This is a genomic window from Roseibium sp. FZY0029 (genome assembly GCF_036350355.1).
GTDB lineage: Bacteria > Pseudomonadota > Alphaproteobacteria > Rhizobiales > Stappiaceae > Roseibium.
The window spans coordinates 1-20,435 of the sequence record NZ_JAZDVZ010000017.1; the positions used below are offsets into that span (position 1 = coordinate 1).

At 51.2% G+C, this 20,435-nt stretch carries 8 protein-coding genes and 1 pseudogene; 3 read left to right on the forward strand and 6 right to left on the reverse strand.

From position 1 onward, the window contains the following. From V1T76_RS28560 to V1T76_RS28580, 5 genes and pseudogenes are all read right to left on the reverse strand, one after another. Nucleotides 1–1,038, reverse strand: a 1,038-nt coding sequence (locus V1T76_RS28560; RefSeq protein WP_330564065.1) for a type I secretion system permease/ATPase, incomplete at its 3' end; no start/stop codon positions are given. A gap of 151 nt (nucleotides 1,039–1,189) precedes the next feature. Next, complete coding sequence (locus tag V1T76_RS28565; RefSeq protein ID WP_330564066.1) at nucleotides 1,190–13,669, reverse strand: calcium-binding protein; 12,480 nt, start codon at nucleotides 13,667–13,669, stop codon at nucleotides 1,190–1,192. Nucleotides 13,670–13,929: 260 nt separating this feature from the next. Continuing rightward, nucleotides 13,930–14,451 carry a toxin-activating lysine-acyltransferase gene (locus tag V1T76_RS28570; RefSeq protein WP_330564067.1) on the reverse strand — a complete coding sequence of 174 codons (522 nt, stop codon included), beginning with the start codon at nucleotides 14,449–14,451 and terminating at the stop codon, nucleotides 13,930–13,932. A gap of 722 nt (nucleotides 14,452–15,173) precedes the next feature. Then, on the reverse strand, nucleotides 15,174–15,923 hold the full coding sequence (locus tag V1T76_RS28575; protein WP_330564068.1) for a hypothetical protein: 750 nt from the start codon (nucleotides 15,921–15,923) through the stop codon (nucleotides 15,174–15,176). A gap of 371 nt (nucleotides 15,924–16,294) precedes the next feature. Next, nucleotides 16,295–17,382: pseudogene (locus V1T76_RS28580) on the reverse strand (IS3 family transposase). 239 nt (nucleotides 17,383–17,621) lie between these two features. On the opposite strand from V1T76_RS28580, the gene V1T76_RS28585 reads away from it, so the two are divergent. The 3 genes from V1T76_RS28585 to V1T76_RS28595 are packed head-to-tail and all read left to right on the forward strand — an operon-like array spanning nucleotide 17,622 to nucleotide 18,852. Then, nucleotides 17,622–17,846 (forward strand): hypothetical protein, encoded by a 225-nt coding sequence (locus V1T76_RS28585; RefSeq protein WP_228873678.1) that lies wholly within the window; start codon nucleotides 17,622–17,624, stop codon nucleotides 17,844–17,846. Next, nucleotides 17,846–18,166, forward strand: coding sequence for a hypothetical protein (locus tag V1T76_RS28590; RefSeq protein ID WP_330564069.1), 321 nt, complete (start codon nucleotides 17,846–17,848; stop codon nucleotides 18,164–18,166). The genes V1T76_RS28585 and V1T76_RS28590 overlap by 1 nt, the downstream gene beginning before the upstream one ends. A gap of 20 nt (nucleotides 18,167–18,186) precedes the next feature. Further along, entirely contained in the window at nucleotides 18,187–18,852 is a 666-nt protein-coding gene (locus tag V1T76_RS28595; RefSeq protein WP_330564070.1) for a hypothetical protein, read from the forward strand. On the opposite strand, the gene V1T76_RS28600 is transcribed toward V1T76_RS28595, so the two are convergent. Next, on the reverse strand, nucleotides 18,844–19,005 hold the full coding sequence (locus V1T76_RS28600) for a hypothetical protein (RefSeq protein ID WP_330564071.1): 162 nt from the start codon (nucleotides 19,003–19,005) through the stop codon (nucleotides 18,844–18,846). The two genes, V1T76_RS28595 and V1T76_RS28600, sit on opposite strands and share 9 nt — an antisense overlap. Nucleotides 19,006–20,435 lie beyond the last annotated feature (1,430 nt).

A 20,435-nucleotide genomic window follows, 5' to 3' on the forward strand; every position in this document is an offset into this window, starting at 1 on the left:
AAACACCTGCTCAACGGAAATCTTCTTTGTCGGCAACGGCAGATCCATCTTGTCGACCTCAGTCTCGGCAACAGACAAAACCTCACGCAAGCGCCTTAGAGATTGGCGGCAGGCAACAAACCCACGCCATTGGGAAACCGCCTGTTCAATCGGCGACAGTGCCCTGGACGTCATGATGGACGCGGCGATCATGACGCCAGGGGTAATTTCCTGCTTGATCGCCAGCCACGCGCCGACACCAAGAATGGCAGACTGGAGAATGAAACGGATGGTCTTGATCGCTGTGCCGAACAGGCCAGTGCGGTCGGCAGCCCGCCGCTGGGTTGCCAGATAGTCGCCGTTCTGCGTCTCCCATCTGGCGGTCAGCGCATCCTGCATGCCCATCGCGGTAACAACTTCGGAATTGCGCTGCCCGATTTCCACGTCGGAAGAGCGACGCCCTGCATGACTGGCAGCTTCTTCTGCCGGTCTTCTGGACAACAGCTCATTCAGGACGATCAGAACGACGATCACCAACGCACCGCCAAGCCCCACAAACCCAAGGACCGGGTGAAACAGAAAGACGATCCCAAGGTAAAGCGGCAACCAGGGAATATCGAAAATGGCCGCGGGCCCCGGCCCGGACAGGAATTGCCTTACCGTGTCCAGATCCTGTACCGGGCGCAGTTTGGCCGCCTTGCGCCCCAGGCGTACCGGAAGAGCATTCGAGACGCGGTAGACGATCCCGGACAGTCTCGCATCAACGCGCTGTCCCAACCGCGCCAGAAGCCTGCTTCGCACGCCCTCGAGCAGGCCGTAGAAGGTGTAAAGCACGACGGCCAGCGCACCGATCGCCACAAGCGTGGGAATGGATCCGCTGGCAAGCACGCGGTCGTAGACCTGAAGCATGAAAACAGGTCCGGTCAGCATCAGAATGTTGATGACGAAACTGACGACAGCAACGCCCCAGAAGGCCGCGTAGACCGGGCGGAAAGCCAGGGCAACCGGATTATCGCGGGAGGCTTGAGAACCGGACGAAGATTGCTTTGAGTTTAGCATGGGTTTCGAAGGTTTACGGGGAGCCGGCTGAGGCAGACTTCAGGGGGAACAAGGCACTCGTGCGAGAAGGCACTGCTGTGGAGGGACATTCCAGGGGAAGAAGTCAGACGCTCCTCAAGGCTTGAAGAGCGTCTGACAGGTTCAGCTTCGTTTACACGAACTGGAAGTCGTCCTGGTGTAGCTGGCTAACGAGGACGTTCTGCAAAGTGATTGACGTATCGTTGTCAACCGCAATGGTTGTGTCCGTACCATCGTCAGAGGCAGAAGCAATGACCGCCGCCATGTCCGCGAAAATGCCTGTTTCGAACTCCAGAACGTCTTCCGAGCCTGCGCCTGCAGCAAAATCGGTTACTGTGTCATGGCCAGTTTCTGCTGAACGGAAGACGAAGGTGTCGTCTCCCGTGCCCCCGTTGAGAACATCGTTTCCGTCGCCTCCGTGGAGGGTGTCGTTGCCTGCACCCCCCAAGACTGTGTCGTTTCCAGCACCCGCGTTGAGAACATCATTTCCAGTGCCACCAATCAGGGTGTCGTCACTAGGAGTTCCATTATTCAGCATCGCCAAAAGATCGGCGTGGTCCCAAACAGTACCGTCGGCAAAGACGATCTGCTCCACACCAGACTCCTTACGGCTGTAGGAGTCGTAGAACTGTTCGTCCAGTGTGATGGTGCCGCCATCGGCAAATACCAGCGTAACATCGTCTGGATCGGTAGCCGACATTCGGATACCAACCTCGGTGGCAAGAATGCCGACCCCGAGTTCAAGTCTGTCTTCCGCGCCGTTGTCGTAGGACTCAGAGATGGTGTCATGGCCGTCACCGAGATTGTAGACGTAGACGTCATTTCCGTAGCCGCCATCGATCACGTCGTCGCCGAGCCCTCCCGTGATGATATCTGCCCCGCCATAGGAGATAATCGTGTCATCTCCCGCACCGGCATCAATCACGTCATCTCCCTGGTTGAAGCCGACGACGGTGTCATCTCCGTCGGTGAGAGCATTGTCGAAATATCGCGACATGATCTCAGTGGCACCCCAGATTGTTCCGTCATCAAAGACGACTTGTTCCACGCCGGACTGCGTTCTGCCGTAGGCATCATAGAACTGACTGTCTAGGCGGACCGATCCACCATCGGAGAAGTGCAACGTTACATCGTTTCTATTGCTTGAGCTGCGTGTGACAGTCACATCTGCCACATTGATTCCAGCCCCAAGTTCGAGCCTGTCGGCAACACCTGCACTGTAGCTCTCTTCAATCGTGTCGTTACCGTCCCCTAGTCGATAGACATAGGTGTCGTTGCCAGACCCACCACGGAGGGTGTCGTCACCGTGTCCCCCTGTCAGTACGTCGTTGCCGCCGTAACTAGACACATCGTCGTTGCCGTCACCGGCGTCAATCACGTCATCGCCCTTGTTGAAGCCAATGATCGTGTCTGCACCTCCAGTCTGTACAGTGCGGAAATAAGCAGCCATCAGATCCGTGGTTCCCCAAACGGTCCCGTCGTCGAACGTGATCTCTTCAACACCTGCCTGTGTTCGGTTGTAGGAGTCGTAGAACTGTTCGTCCAAGAGAACGGAACCACCATCGGAAAAATGGAGGGTGATGTCGTCGATGTCACTTGATGTCCGTGTGACACTGACTTCGCCTGCAAGGATTCCGTCACGCAGTTCTAATCGATCGAGGCTGCCGTTTGAGTAGGTTTCCGTAATTTTGTCGGTCCCATCCCCTAACCGGTAGACATATGTGTCGTCGCCCTTACCGCCGTTGAGTGTATCGTTGCCTTTACCGCCGAACATCAAGTCGTCATCGTCCGTACCGACGATGTTATCGTCGGTTTCAGGATCAACAATACCCGAAACGGAAACCGTTATAGTGCCCTCAGTCTGGAAGAAACCGTCACCGACGGTGTAGGTAATCACCATGTCGCCGGTGAAACCGTCGACTGGGGTAACAACCAGGTTGCCTTCCGGTGTTAGTTCCACGGTGCCGTTGGCATCAGATGTTGCAGAGAGCAGCGTCAACACACCGTCGTCGGAGTCGTTGGAGAGAATTGTCTCCCCTGAGAGCTCAAAAGAAGGCCCGTCTAGCAAGACCTCGAAACTGTCTGCCACAGCTGTTGGCTTTGCATTGAATGTGGTTCGAGCCTCAATCTCCGTCTTGTTCCAGACTGTACCGTCCTGGAATTCCAAAAATTCAATGCCGATACCCGCGTCCATTCTGTACTGGTCAGTAAGGACGATCCAGGATCCATCCGGAAAAACAATATAGGCATCGAAGGTTTGCGCATTTTCTCGAAAGACCTGAAGCGTGTCTGGTTCAATTCCTGTGCCGAGGACTAGTTTGTCAACGTCGCCGTTACCGGTGAGCTCCGTCAGAACATCGTTACCGTCTCCAAGATTGTGGACGTAACTATCGTCGCCGGCGCCGCCGTTGATCGTGTCATTGCCGGCCCCTCCATTGATGATGTCTCCACGATCATTGAAACCACAGATGGTGTCATCTCCCGCGGTTGATGCCTGTTCTAGAGTAATTTCGGCCAGTTGATCTTTTGTCCATTCGGTGCCGTCGTCGAACCGGATGATTTCAACACCGATTTCGCCTGGAGACGCAAATTGATCCTCAAGTGTGACTGAACCGCCGTCGAGGAATGAAAGAGTGACATCAGCAACGTCATCGTTGGATTGTGTGACCAGAATATCCGAGGCCAGCAGCCCCGGTCCTAGAATAAGGACGTCAGCTGTCCCTTCGTCTGCCTTTTCACGAATGCTGTCCTGGCCGTCTCCGGCACTGTAGAGATAGGTATCATTGCCCGCAGCACCCTGAAGCAAGTCATTTCCTACACCACCGGTCAAGGCATCCGCGTCAGCTCCACCATCAAGCAGATCGTTACCTGCACCGCCAATCAAGGTGTCAGCGCCACCATTACCGAAGAGTTTGTTGGCTGCTCCATCGCCCGTGATCGCATCGCTGTTTTCAGAACCGCGAATATTCTCAATGCCGATGAGCGTTTCTTCACCATCTGGGTTTGCGGTTGTTGCCGCAGTTCCAGCCGAGAGATTGACTATCCAGTCAGCCGCGGAATATTCAAACGTGACGGTGTCTTCACCTTCGCTACCATCGTAGCTGTCCAGACCAAGACCGCCCTCCAAAGTGTCATTACCCATCCCACCGATCAGCGTGTCATTTCCGTCCCCGCCAAGAAGGATATCTGCACCCTCCCCACCGATCAGCGTATCATCGCCGCGATAGCCATAGATGGTCTCGTCGCTGTCGCCCCCGACGATCGTGTTATCGTTACTATTGCCGAAAATCTGACCGTCACCACCGATACGAGTTGATGTGGCATAGTAAAGCTGTTCAAGGTCAGTGGTCTGCCAGATTGTTCCGTCCTCGAACTCAATCGTTTCCAGGCCGCCATACGGCCTTTCCGGAAGGTTCAAAAGGCTGACAGACCAGGTCAACGCCTCATCCCTCAGCACGTATGTGCCGTCTTGCCTTTGTTCAATCCGCACATCCGAAGCAGAAATGCCGTCACCTAACAGTAGCGTGTCGACGCTATCGTCAAGACCAGTGTCCTTAATGATGTCGTGACCGTCGCCAGAGTTAACGAGGTAAGTATCACCACCAACCCTGCCGTCCAGTGTATCGTCTCCGGCCAAACCCTGAAGCGTGTCTGCGCCGTCGAACCCTAGAATTTCATCGGTGTTTGCAGTACCTGCAGACGCCAACAAGGCCGTTTGGATTTGGGAAATGTCTATCTGACTACCGTCAAACAGCACTACTGACGTAATTCCGGCGGAACCCGGTTCGAACTGGTTTTTCACAAGGATCTGATCAGCACCGGAATAGCGGATAAGTAGATCCTGTTTCTGGTTCCCAACCCGGCTGTATTGAAGGTCCTGCGCTACAATCCCGGTTCCGAACATGACGCGATCAATTGACTGGTCTCCACCCGTTTCTTCGATGACGTCTTCGCCGTCACCAAGCTCGAAGAGATAGTCATCATTGCCGAGACCTCCGCGGAGAACGTCATTACCCTTATCGCCGTCGAGTGTGTCGGCCCAAATGCTTCCATAGAGCACGTCACCGCCGATCGTCGCGTCGCCGCTTTCGGCGGCACCAGTCAGATCGGAACGGTTCCAAATTGTGTTATCTGCAAATCGGACCTCTTCAATGCCTGTCGTTGTCGATGCCAGCTGGCCAACCAAGATGATTTGGCTGCCGTCAGTTAGTATTTCGATAATCAAATCCAAAGCGTCAGCTGGAGAGACAAGTACTCTGACATCGTTCGGGGAAATACCCGCAGCAAAGTCAAGAACATCGATTCCGCCAGCTTGCGCATCGACGATCCTGTCACTGCCATCTCCGAGACTATACCGATAAGTGTCGCTGCCCTGCCCACCAATCAGCGTGTCGTCTCCACCATGGCCGACGATCTGGTCATCGCCTGACGTGCCAACAAGTTGATCGGACGCGACAGTACCGAGAACGTCGATTGTTGAATCGGATGACAGCAGTGCAGTTTGGATCAGACTGGAAAAAGACACACTGCTGCCGTCACTGAATTCAACTCTGGAAACATCTTTGACACTGACACTGTCATTCGACCCGCTGATCGAAATCAGGACGAAGTTGCTGTTACGATTGTCGGTCGTGAGCACGAGGTCGGCGAGTGATATTCCGGCTCCAAATCGAACAATGTCGGTGCCTAGTCCACCTTCGAATACATCGTTTCCGTCTCCACGTTCAAAGATATAGACGTCGTTGCCCAAACCGCCGAGCACATGGTCGTTGCCCGTCCTACCTCGGATTGTGTCATTACCGCTGCCTGCGTTGATCCAGTCGTCGCCCGTACCAGCGTCGATTGTTTGACTGCCTGCGAAACCGAAGATCCTGTCATGACCGCTCGTCGACACCTGATCGACATAACGCTGGTAAAGCTCATTAATCGTCCAGGATGTACCATCTGCAAACTGAACAATTTCAGTGTCTTTGATCGTAACGACATCCGTTGTTCCGGTTATGCTCAGCGAGATCATTTCGTTGGAGAGTTCATCTCGCCCAAGAATAATATCTTTGTAAGCAATACCCTCGCCAAAGATCAGCGTATCCGTATGAAATCCGCCATCAAAAATGTCGCGACCGTCTCCGAGATTAAATGTATAGGTGTCATTACCGTGAGAGGCTTCAACGTAGTCGTCGCCTGTCCCTCCCGAGATTTGATCATCTCCCTCATCGGCGTAAATCTGGTCATCTCCTGCACCAGAATTGATGATTTCGCTGGTCTTGAAGGAATTGATATAGTCATCACCGGCGGTGACTTGTTTATCAACGAAGAACTGATAGATTTCAGTTTGACTGTTGAGAGTTCGATCCGAGAATTCAATCCGCTCAACATTTACAATGCTAATTTGGTCGAAAGTGCCAGAAATAGCGAAAGTGACATAAGACGCATCAGTCACGTCTGTGAACGCGGTTACATCAGTGGAAGCAATGTTTGGCCCAAAGCGCAATGTGTCTGTTTCGACATCACCGTCGAATACATCACGACCGTCGCCACGAGAGAATATGTAAATATCATTTCCCCAGCCACCAATCGTATAGTCGTCGCCGGTACCGCCTATAATCGTGTCATCGCCATGATCGGCGTATATCTGATCATTGCCTGCGCCAGCCGAAATCGTCTCGGAGGTGTCAAACGCGTTGATGTAGTCATCGCCAGAGGTCGAATTTTGATCGACATACATTTGGGTCAGCGAGGCATAGGAAATGGTGGATCCATCACTGAAGCGAATGTTCTCAACTTCGTCGATTCCGATCCGATCACTTGTTCCTAGGATGGCTATCATAAGATATTCGGAATCGGTAATGTCGTAGCTAAGCTCTAAGTCCGACAGAGTGATGCCTGAACCAAAAGAAACAGTGTCATTGTCAAAGCCGCCATCAAAGTAATCGATGCCGTCGCCCAAGCCGAAGGTGTAAGTGTCGTCGCCCCAGCTACCGAAAGCTTGATCATTTCCCTTCCCGCCAGTTATCAAATCATCGCCGTGGAGCGAATGGATTACGTCATCGCCGTCACCTGTCGAGATTGTGTCTCCGTAGCTACTGCCGATCAAATAATCGTCGCCGGCAGTACTGTGTTGGGCAAGGGCTTGGTTCCAGAGATTTTGCAGGGAAACATCACCGCCACCGTCGAAACTGACGGTCTCAATCGATAGTACAGACACCTCATCATTGGTTCCTCGAACTGACAAAGTGAGACGATTGGTGTCTGTTGGGTCAAAGCCGAAGTCAATTTCACTTAGCCCAACATTATTGAAGTTTATATGGTCGTCGCCTGAACCTCCGTCAAAATAGGCTAGCCCATCCCCACGCGTGTAACTGAATTCATCGTCGGACGGTCCACCGGTCGCAGTGCTGCCGCTACTGCTAATAGCATTGGCAATATCGTCTGCGGTCCACACTGTGCCATCGCCGAAAACGATTGTCTCAACGCCGCCATCGTAGCTGCCAAGCTGATCAATCAGCTGAATTGCATCGCCGTTGCCGAGGTTCAGGCGGACAGAGTTGGAGTGCCAAGGCACCCGCACCACCGATATCATCTCAGCCGTAATACCTGCACCAAGAACGAGGGTATCAGCAGAACCTCCGCTGATTTTTTCGTCCCAAATGATGTCGTATCCGTCACCTAGATTGAAATAGTAGCTGTCTGCGCCGGAACCGCCGGCTAGATAGTCGTTGCCCAACTCGCCTGTCAGATGGTCACTGCCGCTATAGCCGCTGAGACGGTCGTCGCCAGCGCCGCCGGTGATAACGTCGGTCCAGTTGACACCGTACACGATGTCTTTCGACCCGCTTGTCCAGGTTGCGCTGGCCAGATCGTAAAATTGCTGACGGTCAAGGACGGTTCCGTCAGCGAACTGAAATTCTTCGATCCCGTAACCCCACCGGGTTTCCGCCATTTCCCGAATAAGAATCCATTCGCCAGTCTCAAAGGAAATGCGGAAGTTTTGGCTGCGGCCAGTCCGCTCAACTAAAATGTTGTCTGTTGTAATGCCCGCCCCAAAGATCAACGTATCAATGCCAGTTTCAGCACCTTCAACGATTGTGTCGTTTCCGTCTCCAAGAGCATAGCGATAGATGTCGCCATCCGACCCACCCGACAGGATATCGTCACCGGCGCCACCGGTAATGTCGTCTTCGCCGCGATAGCCGTACACGAAGTCGTTGCCTGCACCGGCTTGCAGCACGTCGGCTGAATTGAACCCGTGCACGATGTCATTGCCTGAACTTGTCCAAGTTGCTCGGGCGAGATCAAAGAATTCTTCACGGGAAAGTTCGGTTCCGTCTGCGAAGCGCAAGAATTCAATCCCGGTATTCCAGCGTGTCTCTCCGCCCTGATCGATCGTTATCCAGTTGCCGTCGTCAAGCGTGATACGAACATTCAAGTTCCGGAAAGTTCTTTCGACGTCCAAAGATGCGGCTGTAATCCCAGTACCGAAAGACAGGGCATCGCCATCGGTTGTTGCGTTGCCTTCGTAGATGGTATCAATGCCGTCACCCACATTATAAAAATAGGTGTCATCGTCATAGCCACCAAAGAGGGCGTCTCGGCCAATGCCTCCTCGAATTTCGTCCTGTCCGTGGTTCCCGTAGACGCGGTCGTCACCACCCCCAGCGTCTATAAAATCATCGGAGCTGAACCCATGGACGATGTCGTTCGCGCCACTAGTCCAAGTGGCCCGGGCAAGGTCGTAAAAGTGTTCACGGTCAAGGATGGTTCCGTCCGCGAATTCATATTCATTTATGTAATAGTTGTTGCGGCTTTCGCCGCCACTCAGGATTGTCAGCCAGTCGCCGTCCGAGAACGTTATACGCAGGTCAAGATTGCGCCACAGCCTGTCGACCGCAATGTTGTCAGTGGTGATACCTTCGCCGAAGACGACACGATCGACGTCCTGACTGCCTGAATGCTGCGTATGGATGATGTCGCGGCCATTGCCTTCATTATAGATATATGTGTCCGAACCATTCCCACCGATGAGGACATCATCGCCTTTCCCGCCAGTGATCAGGTCGTCACCGTCGTGGCCGTAAACCCGGTCATCGTCGTCGCCCGTTGAAATGACGTCGTCATAGTCGGTGCCGACAACATAGTCGCTCCAGCGACTAGAGCTTTGTTCGGACAGTTTTTGTTGGACATCTTCGATCGTCCAAATTGTTCCGTCGGCAAACCTTATCTGCTCGATAGTGTCGAAAACTGTGTTGTCCAGGCCATTGATGATCTCGACGCGGTCACCACTTCCAGGGACTTCCAGAATGAGAGAACGTTCATTCAGTAGACTCGCTGACAGCCGGATATCGTCTGGGCCGATGCCGTCGCCGAATTGCAGGACGTCTGCGCCGAGCGCATCATCAATGATATCGAACCCGTCACCTTTTTGGAAAAGGTAAGTATCGTCACCGACGCCACCCAAGAGATAATCGTTACCGCGACCACCTGAGAGTGTATCGTTTCCATCACCGGTGGAAATGACCTCCGAGCTATCAAAACCGAGAATTAAGTCGTCACCGTCACTGGTATTGTGGCCAAGATAAATCCGATTGATGTCGGTCAGAGATAGTTCTGTACCATCGGCAAACTGGAAAAACTCCACGCCGTCGCCCCAGCCATTAGAACGAATGTCAATGGCTAGCGTGTCCGTAGTGTTATTGATCCTGATGATGAGTTTATTGACGGAATCCTGGCTGCGTTCGAAACTAAGATCCGTCAGCGCGATGTCCGAACCGAAGACCACGCGGTCGATATCGCCCAGCATGCCGCGATCGACAATCTCGTCCTGTCCATCGCCGCGGTTGAAACGATAGACGTCGGACCCTTCGCCTCCTTCAAGGATATCCGCGCCAGCACCGCCGGAAAGGTCGTCTGAATAATTGCTGCCTTCAATGGTTTCGTCAGCGCTTGTACCAGTTGCAGTGAGGCCTTGCGCGGTCGCTATGATCGAAGCCGCGATAATTGCGCCTCGATCCCATTCGATGCCGTTTGAGAAACGGACGAGGTCGATGCCCCCGTGCCCGTTTGTCAGCATGCCACGCAGCACTAGCTTGTCGTTCGGTTCGCCGTTGGCAAAGGTAATGATCACGTCGAGTCCGTTGTCGGAGCGCGCAATGGTCAGATCCGCCGGATCGATGCCTTCGCCGAACAGAAGCTTATCGGCCGAGTCCTGGCCGCTATCTCCCATGATGGTGAGACCGTCACCGGTCCGGTAGACGTAGGTATCGTCGCCCTGGCCTCCATCGACCTGGTCCCGGCCGGCGCCGGCATCCAAAATGTCGTTGCCTTCAGCCCCGCGCAGAACATCGTTGCCGTCACCGCCAATCAGCCAGTCTTCACCATCCGAGCCGAACACGCGATCATTTCCATCGCCGCCGTCGAGAACGTTGCCATTTCCGCCGCCGGAAATTAGGATGTCGTCACCGCTGCCGCCGTAGAGCCAGTCATCCAGAGCCCCCCCGATCAGCTTGTCATTTCCGGCCTCGCCGAACAGGTCATTGCCGAGATCCCCACCGATGATAAGGTCATCGCCGTCGCCCCCGAGCAGTCGCGCAGCAAAACCGATCAAGGTCTCGTCGTCCTGAACGGTGCCGTTCATGCCGATGTCGGCACCAGCTTCTCCCCCGCTCGAAGACGTCGCGTAGCGGTCATGATTGACGGCAATGATGTCGGCACCGTCTGTGCCACCTATCGTGTCCTTTTCGCCATGCGCGATAGAATCGCCGGTCACCTCAAAGTCATCATCTCCTCCGGTAAGAAACCAACGTTCCCCCTCCAGGTAGCTGAACCTGACGTCGTCCGCGGAAACGTCCTTATCACCCAGCCACCAATCCCAACCGCCGTTCCAATCGGACTCGTGACGACGATGAAGCCCGAGATTAAAAGCTTGCGCCAATGTAATTTGCCAACCTATGGCAAATTCGCTTTCCGGATCTGCGGCGATCAACGCATTGATTTCCTGAATGTTCTCCAAGTATTTCTTGTATTCCTGAGCAACGATCAAGCTGTTCGTAAGGTAGCTTAGGGCATTGTCGAAAGATACCAGGTCGCCGACTTGGAGCTGGTTCAGAACTGATGTTGGAGCAAGTGTGTTGATCTTGTCTTCCAGGATACCCGAAGTCGCTTGTTCATGATCGGGGATCTCGCCATCAACAATCCGCTCCAGAGTCAGAGAAAGCGCACGTTTGAGATAGGGATCGCCACCGGCAATCTTGAGTTCCGCCAGTATCTCGACCACGGCACGGTTGATCATCCGTTCGGCATCTTCGCCGAAAGTAATCCGATCGCCATTGCGTTCCAGCGCAAAGTCGCCATCGTCATATTCAAAGGTTCTGGTCGAAATGCTTTCGTTCAGAACATCGCCGTTGATGGTATCGAGCAGGGACTCGATCGTGTCCTCTGCGCTTTCCGCCACATCCTTCGCAATCTGTTCGGCGTTTTTGTCTTCGCCATAAACCGCGGAGATATAGAAGGAGTCAGTTGCTGTATCGAACGCCATTTCGGCGTATCCGATTGGGTCGTCACCAAACAGCCCGCCGATATAGCCGCCAATCAAGCCGCCAACAAGTGAGCCGAGGAATGCGCCGACAAACGGTATCGGGATCAGGAACTGGCCAATCTGGCTGCCGATCGCCGAGCCGATCGAAGAACCCAACTGCTCCGTATACGTGTCGAATTGGCCGATCTCGTTGGCAAGGAAAGCACCGGCAACGCTTCCCAGGGCATTGAGCGCAACATTGGCCACGTTGGTATGCCACGGGATACCGTCGGCAATATTGTTGCCAATTTGTGTGACCGTAGCGCGTGTCGGTGCAGTCAAAAACGCGGAGTATTCGTCGTCAATCCCGATGAGCTCAGCCAGTTGCTGTGCCGCAAAGGACCCGATGGCCGCTACCGCCGCTCCTTGCAGGAACGCTCCGACATTCTGATTTGCCAAGGCTTCCGTGGCTTCGTTTGACAACGCGGACCCGGGAGTTGCGACCTCTGCAATGAACGTCAACGCGGCATATTCTGCAAGCTCGGTGCCTGCCTGATTGGCAAAGATTGACAGCGCACCTGTCACTTCGTCCGGCAAGCCCAGTTCTTCTCCGGCTTCTTCCACCAGCATGCGCGCCGCGTAACCGCCGACACCACCGATAACGTTGATGGCGTATCGCCCAAGGAGGATTTCCGCCGAAAACTCGTCATCCCCGAACAGAACGTCAGCAGTCACACTGCCGATCGAACGCATAGCGGATCCGATCAGGATATCGCCCCAAGGGTTGTCATCGAAGATAATAGCGGACACCTGGTCCATGATGCTGTCAATCAGCATCCCTTCTTCTGACTGTGGGTAAAATAGACTGTCGTTGTGGACGCGGTAGCCGCCTGCCACATAGGTGTGGAAGTCCGCGACGGTGAGATTGTAGGTGTCGTGCAGACCGGGAACATCTTTGATCGAAGTGATCGGCACCGGATTGCCTTCGAGATCGACCAAAAGGTCGCCGATGTTCAGAGTGCCGATTTCCCGGAATTCGCCGTCTGCGCAATAGAACCGGTGGCCTGGTGTTACTTTGACGCCATTGACCTCGATGAGTTTCTGGTTCGTGTTACGGATCAGATCGGTGACAGTTGCGCTTTGAATTGCATGATGCGCAACAATTGCCGCATCTGCACCAACCGCGATTGAGCCGACTTGTTCGGCTTCGATGAAAGCCGCAACCTGATCTCCTATCTGTATGTCTTCGATGGGACGCCCAGCACCATTCTTTAGCGTGACAACCGTACCAGCCGCAAAACAGTAGTCTTTCGGGATTTCAATTCCAGGGTTTTTTGGATCGTACGAATACTGCCAAACTCGATCCTTCTCAGCTAAATATTGTGCACGGATTTGTTGGGGCGCTTCATTCCCATCTGCGTCTACGACTGTCTCAACCACCGTGATTGTCATGGTTTGCGAGCCATCAAGATGAACCGTTCTAACAGGCCTTAGCTCTTGTTCCAGAAAGTAACCGTCATCATCAAGAGCAAATTTTATTGTTACGTATTCACCGTCGTTTACCCTCTTTAATGCATCACTATACGCAGAATTCGTGCGAATAAGCTCTGCATATTCTGCAGTTCCGAAATAAAATACATTCTGACCAGCAACATCTACGGAGTAGGTATAACCTGCAGCAACGTTTGCACCCGCTGACAAATTGGTCCCTGCCAGTGCAAGTACACCAGAACCATCAAGATTTACAGATACGCCAGCGGTCACACCCGCAGACATTTGCGCGCCAGCGGACCACCCGCCCAAAGCGGAGGGTATACCTGTGAAAGCAAAAGCACCGCCACCAATATTAGTGCCAGGTATTAATGTAACACCCGCTCCCAAAGACACACCACCATAGTGGGCTACAACTCGCTCACCAGTCTCAAGATCAACACCGACAAAATATACATATTCACCCCCACCACCGAACAATGGGCTACTTATGATATCTCGCGACACCTCAGTATAGAGCCCCACCACTCTGGAGCCATCTCCATCAAAACCCAACTCCAGAGCAGCTTGAAGTATTTGCTCATTGCTCAGCAATTCAAGGTCATTCAACATAATTTAAAACCTTAGCGCAGCGGAATAAACATGAGTATCGCCCATGCAAGAAGAGCGAAATAGACAGGATACTTTGGATTTCGTGGTCCCAGCGCCCTGTATTTCCAGTATTTCTTATACTTGTTTCGTGGCTCTAGGTATTCCTCACTTCGATAAAAGCAGAAATAGTCGTAAATCGCCCAAATAAGTAAAGGCAAAGCAAGAGCCACAAAATTTAGTACGGGAGGTAGTAGGAAGAACACTTTCTTGATCCTGTTAGCTCACCACTCCTTCACGCCAACCTTGCCGTTTGCCAAAGGCTGCAGCGATTTGAAACGTTTGCCTTTGAAGATGTTTTCTCGCAGTTCCTTGATCATCTCGTCCTGACCACCCGTAGGGGCGATGAAGTCGATTAACCAAAGATCCGTTCCTGACTTCCAATCGGTCGGCATTAGCCGGCGAATACCTTTTTCGACAATTCGCTCGCTGGCTTCCTCACCTAGATAAGCCCAACTGGCGAAACCTATCGGCATACCGTTGTGTTGCCAGAGCCGGAACTGGTTCAGCATGATTGGCGGTAGTACCAGCCATTCGATATCGGTGATCATCATATGCTTGTGCAAAGGAGACCGGCTCATCAACCAGCAGGCGTGGCCAACTGCGGTCATGCGCACAACGTTTTGCTTGGCGCTTTCGAGGGTCTCGGCGGCTTTCTGGTGAGCACCGGGGTTGTCTGAGGGGCTTGTCTTGGACGCCGTTGCTTTTCGGCCCTTTCCTGTGCCGGGGCCGTTCGCGGTGCTCATATCCAATGTCCTGTTCCTTCATTTGGCTGGGAGTTCATGCGCTTCGAGGTGTGTGATTGCCTTCAATAAATGAAGACCGTGATGCTGGGCACAAAAGCACGGTGCTGGCTTTCATATCCCTATCACCATCCCACGATGTCCGAAGTTTTCACCCACCCAATTCCCAATTTGATTGCAACTTTTAGGAGATAAATTTACACGGCTGGACTAGGTTGTAAACGCCGAATTCTCGCGGAAAAACATATGATTTGCGATAAATCGCCTGAAAAGCACTTGTTAAGTTTTTAAGAAGCAAAACTTAGAAATTCTGGATTATGCTACCATGGCGTGAGATGTCAGGTCCTCTGCAAAAATCGTTTTTCTTGAGTTGACGTTGCGTTTTTGCCTGTTGAGTTCATTTGTTCCGCCACTGCTTTGTGTTCAATCTATAAACCGTCGATTGTCCAATCTTGAGACGTTTGGCGGCCTGATCTAACCGACATACCGAAACCAACAAAATTGTTGGGTGCTGGGTTTGTCACCTCCCGAGACCTTGAATATAGATTAGGACAGCCAGTTCGCATCCTTCATCTGGACCGACCAGCTGAAGCAGGTTGGCTCCCGTCTTCCGTCAGGCTCAACAGGGCCAATGCAATCCCTTGAGTCTACGTCAAGCTGGACAAAGGATTGGGGAAGCGTATCTATATCTATAGATGCAGTGCTTTTTTATCTTCAATGAATATTCATGTTTTCTTGCAAAATTTTAACATGTCTCTTAGGTCGCTGTAATTTGCCTTTAGAACGGGCCGGTATTCGATGCTGCCGGGGTCTTTTTTTCTCATAGAAAGAACGCCGTCAATACAGCTATTTTCGAGCTTTTCCCAATAAAACAAGAAAGCCTTTTGAAAACATTGGCTAGTCTCTGGAATAGATGCTGACGAAACACGAGGCTTTCCAGCATAGTTCCAATGAAGATTTATATAATCATCGCCCAGCAACACTTTTTGCACCTTTTGAAAGTTGCTCAGCGTATTGCCTGACGTAAAATAGGGTTTTATATCAGTTTCGCTTAAAGTGGTGTCTCTGGATATATGCTCCAACATCGTAATCACGGACAGGGACGTGAAGACTGCTTCGCAAGTATAGATTTTGTCTTCGCTTTTAGTGATTGTTACGCCCGTGCGGATTTGTTTGCTGACTGATGGGTCAATTGAATTTTCTAAGAGCGGATCATCTCTGAAATGCTGACAGAAATCTGCCTTGTCCTTTCTCGTAGCAAGGCCTGACTGATTTTCTGACAATGGACGATTGTCGAAGCATAGTCTTATTTCCGTTATATCAGTTTTAGAATTGTCATCTGTCAATTTGCGAAAGTTGCTGCGCTCAAATCCTCTGTAGTGTTCCGAGTGCCAATATTTAATCTCGCTAGAATTTGCGCTCGCTATGTTAAGAGCGATGAGACAGAGAAAGCTAAAAGTAGATCTTTTTAACATGCATATTCTCGAGGAATTACTAGAATACTAATGATTCATGGTGGCGTGTTGGTGCCGCGTGTCAGTATTCGTGTAGAACGTGTTCTCACGTTGAGTGTAAATTTTCTAATGAAGCGAATATTGTGACCGAAATTGGCGATCTGAGGGCCAAGATATTTTTTGTTCACAGCTGCCACCCGCCCATCATCCATTTGAATCTGTTCCTTCGCATCGATTCCAATCATTCATTGGACCGCTGTTCGGAGATCTTCGACACTGCGGTCATGGAACCAGATGACGATCTCCTTCTCCTCAAACGCGTGGACCCCGGCCGGAACATGAACCGGGTCTACGGTAATCGTCCCATTTTTTGTGGGTTTTAAAACTGGAATTCAGGCCGCTGTTTTCAGTTTCTTTGCGGGTGTAATGCCACCGATGGCCATGTTGGGCCGCTCGTTGTTGTATGTCCATAGCCAGCGCGTGGCTTGGTGCTGTGCCACCTCAATCGTTTCGAATATGTACTATCCGAGCCATTCATGGCGGACAGTTCGGTTGTAGCGTTCTACATAGGCGTTCTGTTGCGGCTTACCGGGCTGGATGTACTCCAGCCCAATGCCACGTCTCGAGGCTCATATCTGCAGTGCTGCACTGACGTTTTCCGGGCCATTGTCCACCCGAATATTCAACGGCCGGCCGCGCCATTCGATAATCCGCTCCAGAGTGCGGATAACCCGAAGGGATGGAATGGAAATGGCCACCTCAATGCCCAGGCCCTCACGATTGAAGTCGTCCAGAACGTTCAAGGTCCTGAAGCTGCGCCCGTCGGCCAATTGATCCGCTATGAAGTCCATCGATCAGGTCATGTTTGGGCCATCGGGAACAGTCAACCGCTCCGGCTTTTCCCGAACCAGACGCTTCTTCGGCTTGATGCGCAGGTTCAGTTCGAGCGAACGATAGATCCGCCGGACCCGCTTGTGGTTCCACGCGAAGCCTTTGACATTGCGCAAATAAAGGAAACACAATCCAAAGCCCCAGGTGCGATGTGTTGTCGTCAACCGCACCAGCCAGTCCGTGATCTCGGCATTCTCGACGCCCAGTTTGCGTTCATAGCGATAGCAGCTTTCGCTGATCTGGAACGTGCGGCAGGCAAGCGCAATGCTTACACCTCGCAGATGAATTGCATTCATGGCCATCTCCCGACGCTGAGACGGCCTCAAGGCTTTTTTCCAAGAGCGTCCTTCAGCAGTTCGTTCTGCATCGCCATCTCGGCATACATTTTCTTCAGGCAGCGGTTCTCCTCAGCCATGGCCTTCATTTCAGCCAACAAAGACGCGTCCATACCGCCGTACTTGGATCGCCAGTTGTAATAGGTCGCGTTGCTGATCCCGTGCTCCCGACACAGATCGGCAACCGGCACGCCGCTCTCACCCTGCTTCAAAATTGCCAGGATCTGGCTTTCCGTGAAGCTTGATTTCTTCATCTCGTTCTCCAAGCGCATCAAAGGCCGGAGAAGTCTAATTTTCAACCCATTGGTTTTCGGGGATGATTGCCAAAGAAATTCAACGGCATGCGCTAAACCCACAACCTCGCATATAGGTGCCTTCAAGCTCTGCAACGGAAGGGCTGATTCAATTGCGCTGTAAACAATCCTTGCCCTCTGGTTGTTTTTTTGCACAAATAGAGTCGGTCTTGATTGAGATACATGCTGGGAATTCGTCAATGAAGAAACTCAAACTAACTAAGAGCCAACTTAATGCAATCGTCGTTCAGTTCGAAAGTGACAAAGCTGCTGGAAGATTTGACCGCCATCACGCTTACAATGGTTCAACATTGTGCATCATTTCTGATCCTGCCGCATCGATCGATCAGATCGAGGCCGCGACGAAGGACTATGTGAACAAGGAAATACTCGCTAAATTTATCGAACGTTTTTATGGAGTTTGATGATGACAAAAATTTCCACGCAGCGAAAATGGTCGAATGGGCGCCAAAAAAAGAATTTTCGCAGAAAGTCTGAAACTAAAACCCTGAAATTGCTAGAAACAGTTTCTCAAGGAAGCATTCATCCCCATGAAATAGGCGTTGACCTTGAGGAGCTTGCCCGTGATATCGCTCACCAAATTGCGAATATTTATTCTTCAAAAGAATTTGCTGAAAAAATTCGCTCCTATCCGAAGGATGTAGACCCTAAAAAGATCGACAATATTCCTGCAATTATTGAACATATTGAAGCCCATTTTGAGCTTGAGAACGCAGACAATTGAGTTTCTCAGCGCCCCGTTTCATGACCGAAACAGCACGACGCATTGGTGACAAACGCTTTTTTGACTGGGACACTCTCGATCAATTAAGTAAAACACCTCTGTCCGCGATTGGTATTTACGCAACTATTATTATTCCGTTATTTGGAATATTTCTTTCAACTCTCAAGGGCCTATTTTTTGTGAGACTTTTGGAGCATTATCCTAGTATTCTTGAATTACGCATTCCTTTATCAATGCTTATTGCTTATTTGTCTGCACTATTATTCTCTATTTCGACAGTAATAGTATTATTACTCTGTCCTGCAGATATTAGGAAACACGAGACCTACAAGGCCTATCATGCATTTCTAGTTGAGAGCGGAAATGAAATTTTCGGAATGCGAAACGTAATTCAGAACTTGGAAAAAGACGAACAAAAGGATGCGAGCGAAGCGCTAGAGATTAGCGATCTTAACCGTTCACTAATTGAACGTTTTATCCATGAAATCGCCAAAGAAGAAGCGACAAAAAGCTTGGTGGAAAATCATTCAAGAATTATATCAAACTCGGCCAGCAGTTGGGCAAGCAAACTAAAGGCAAAACCAAAAACAAGATATTTTACCGGAACCCTATATGCGGTATCTCTATTATTGAGCGCATACATATTCTTTATTTACATGCCGACTCTCATTTTCAGTTTAACGTAGAGCGTAAGTTTGTTCAAATTCCTCAGATACAATCTTTTTTATCTCACGAATGTTTTCTTCGTTTACTTTTGCGCCGTTGTCTTTAATTAATTCTGAAAAATATTTACTGTAGTCATTTGCCGCATCTTCAATTTTTTTCTCACGTTTTTCCATTTGCTGTCTCCTTTAGTTAGCACAATCGTCACGTTGCCATGCAATACCATGTCAACATAGACGCACCTAGTTAACTCATTGTTAAGACCTGCCGAATCACGCAACCTCATATTGCGGAAAGTCTACCTCAGTTTCAATGCGCATATTGAGTTACCGTTTCTACAAAATCAAAATTCTGTTGATAATACCAAGGACTATTTTACTTAAATATTTTGTGAATTGCAAATTCTTTTCTTAAAATTGAGAGTTTTTCTCAAAAGTGCTAAATATAAGAAAGTAAAAAACTGGTTATCGCTTTTTATGCGCCTATGCCTGCAGATGAAGTTTTATAAAATACATATAATACACCAAATCGCGCGTCCATAATTGTCAATTGGCTATTATTCCCACTGAGAAGGCGTGGTGTTTAGGCGATGTTTCGCCATCTAAAGTTGATCACCAACTTCTCAAGCACTCGAAGCCAAACCATCTGAAACAACGCGCCGTTTCTGTTGCCCCTGTCCCCTTGGGTCTATGGCGATATCGGTTCTGGCGTGCACTGAATCTGCGAAAGACAAGGAATACGGTGCCTTCCTGCTCCACGTTGGATGTTGCGCCCCTGATGGGTGTTATCGCCGTTCAGAGGCATGCGCGTCTCCGATCAGCAAGGCGACCCGGATGGTCTGGGTCCGAAGCTTAAACGGAGGCTCACATGAATGGATGAATAGGACGAAATGAACTTAGAAGGCTCAGTGATCAAGCGCTTCATGGATTGCAGAGATTGCTTTTCTGCGCCCTGACCTGCCCGCAAATTGATCCTGAGGCTTTACCTGCAATCTGCGCCAAGCTCGCCGCTATCCAGACCGAGTTGCACTGGCGTAGCCAGATCCCGTCTCCTGCACCTTAGCGGGAACGGGTAAGCCGATTTTGGCTGCTCCAACGGACAAAATCGGCTTAAAGACTTGCGGCGTTGCCCCCTCGTGGGACACCGGGAACCGAAGCTTAGGCGGAGCCTTGCGCTCATTCGCTTTCCCGCGTCCCCCACATTCGCCATGTGGCAGAAGGGCAAGAGACTTGCCCTTCCTACCAATCAAAACAGGTCTAGCTGTGAGGGTATCGAATCCAGCTTCTGCAAATGGATGAAGTCATTCAGCAGATGGTAGAATTTCAAGCTTATGGCGATATGCGCATCATCGCAAATTTTCGGACGGTCTTTGGGTTGGTGGTTTTTCCTGTAAGCGGATAGATTACTTACCGCCCTGCGATAAACCGCCCAGGCGGATTGGGGGTAACTTGCCAGTAGGTCCAGTCTATCCGATACTCCTTTAGAATGTTAACGGCGATCGACAGACTGAGATCTGGATCGAGGGCGCAAAGCTTGGTGACTGCGTTGACAGCAAGCAGAACAGGCGCAGTTTGACGCCAACAAAACGGCTACAGCGCCGGACTTA

Coding starts and splice junctions, on each gene's coding strand:
- V1T76_RS28575 (WP_330564068.1), bottom strand. CDS start 15,923: ATGTTAAAAAGATCTACTTTTAGCTTTCTCTGTCTCATCGCTCTTAAC.
- V1T76_RS28570 (WP_330564067.1), bottom strand. CDS start 14,451: ATGAGCACCGCGAACGGCCCCGGCACAGGAAAGGGCCGAAAAGCAACG.
- V1T76_RS28590 (WP_330564069.1), top strand. CDS start 17,846: ATGATGACAAAAATTTCCACGCAGCGAAAATGGTCGAATGGGCGCCAA.
- V1T76_RS28565 (WP_330564066.1), bottom strand. CDS start 13,669: ATGTTGAATGACCTTGAATTGCTGAGCAATGAGCAAATACTTCAAGCT.
- V1T76_RS28585 (WP_228873678.1), top strand. CDS start 17,622: ATGAAGAAACTCAAACTAACTAAGAGCCAACTTAATGCAATCGTCGTT.
- V1T76_RS28600 (WP_330564071.1), bottom strand. CDS start 19,005: ATGGAAAAACGTGAGAAAAAAATTGAAGATGCGGCAAATGACTACAGT.
- V1T76_RS28595 (WP_330564070.1), top strand. CDS start 18,187: ATGACCGAAACAGCACGACGCATTGGTGACAAACGCTTTTTTGACTGG.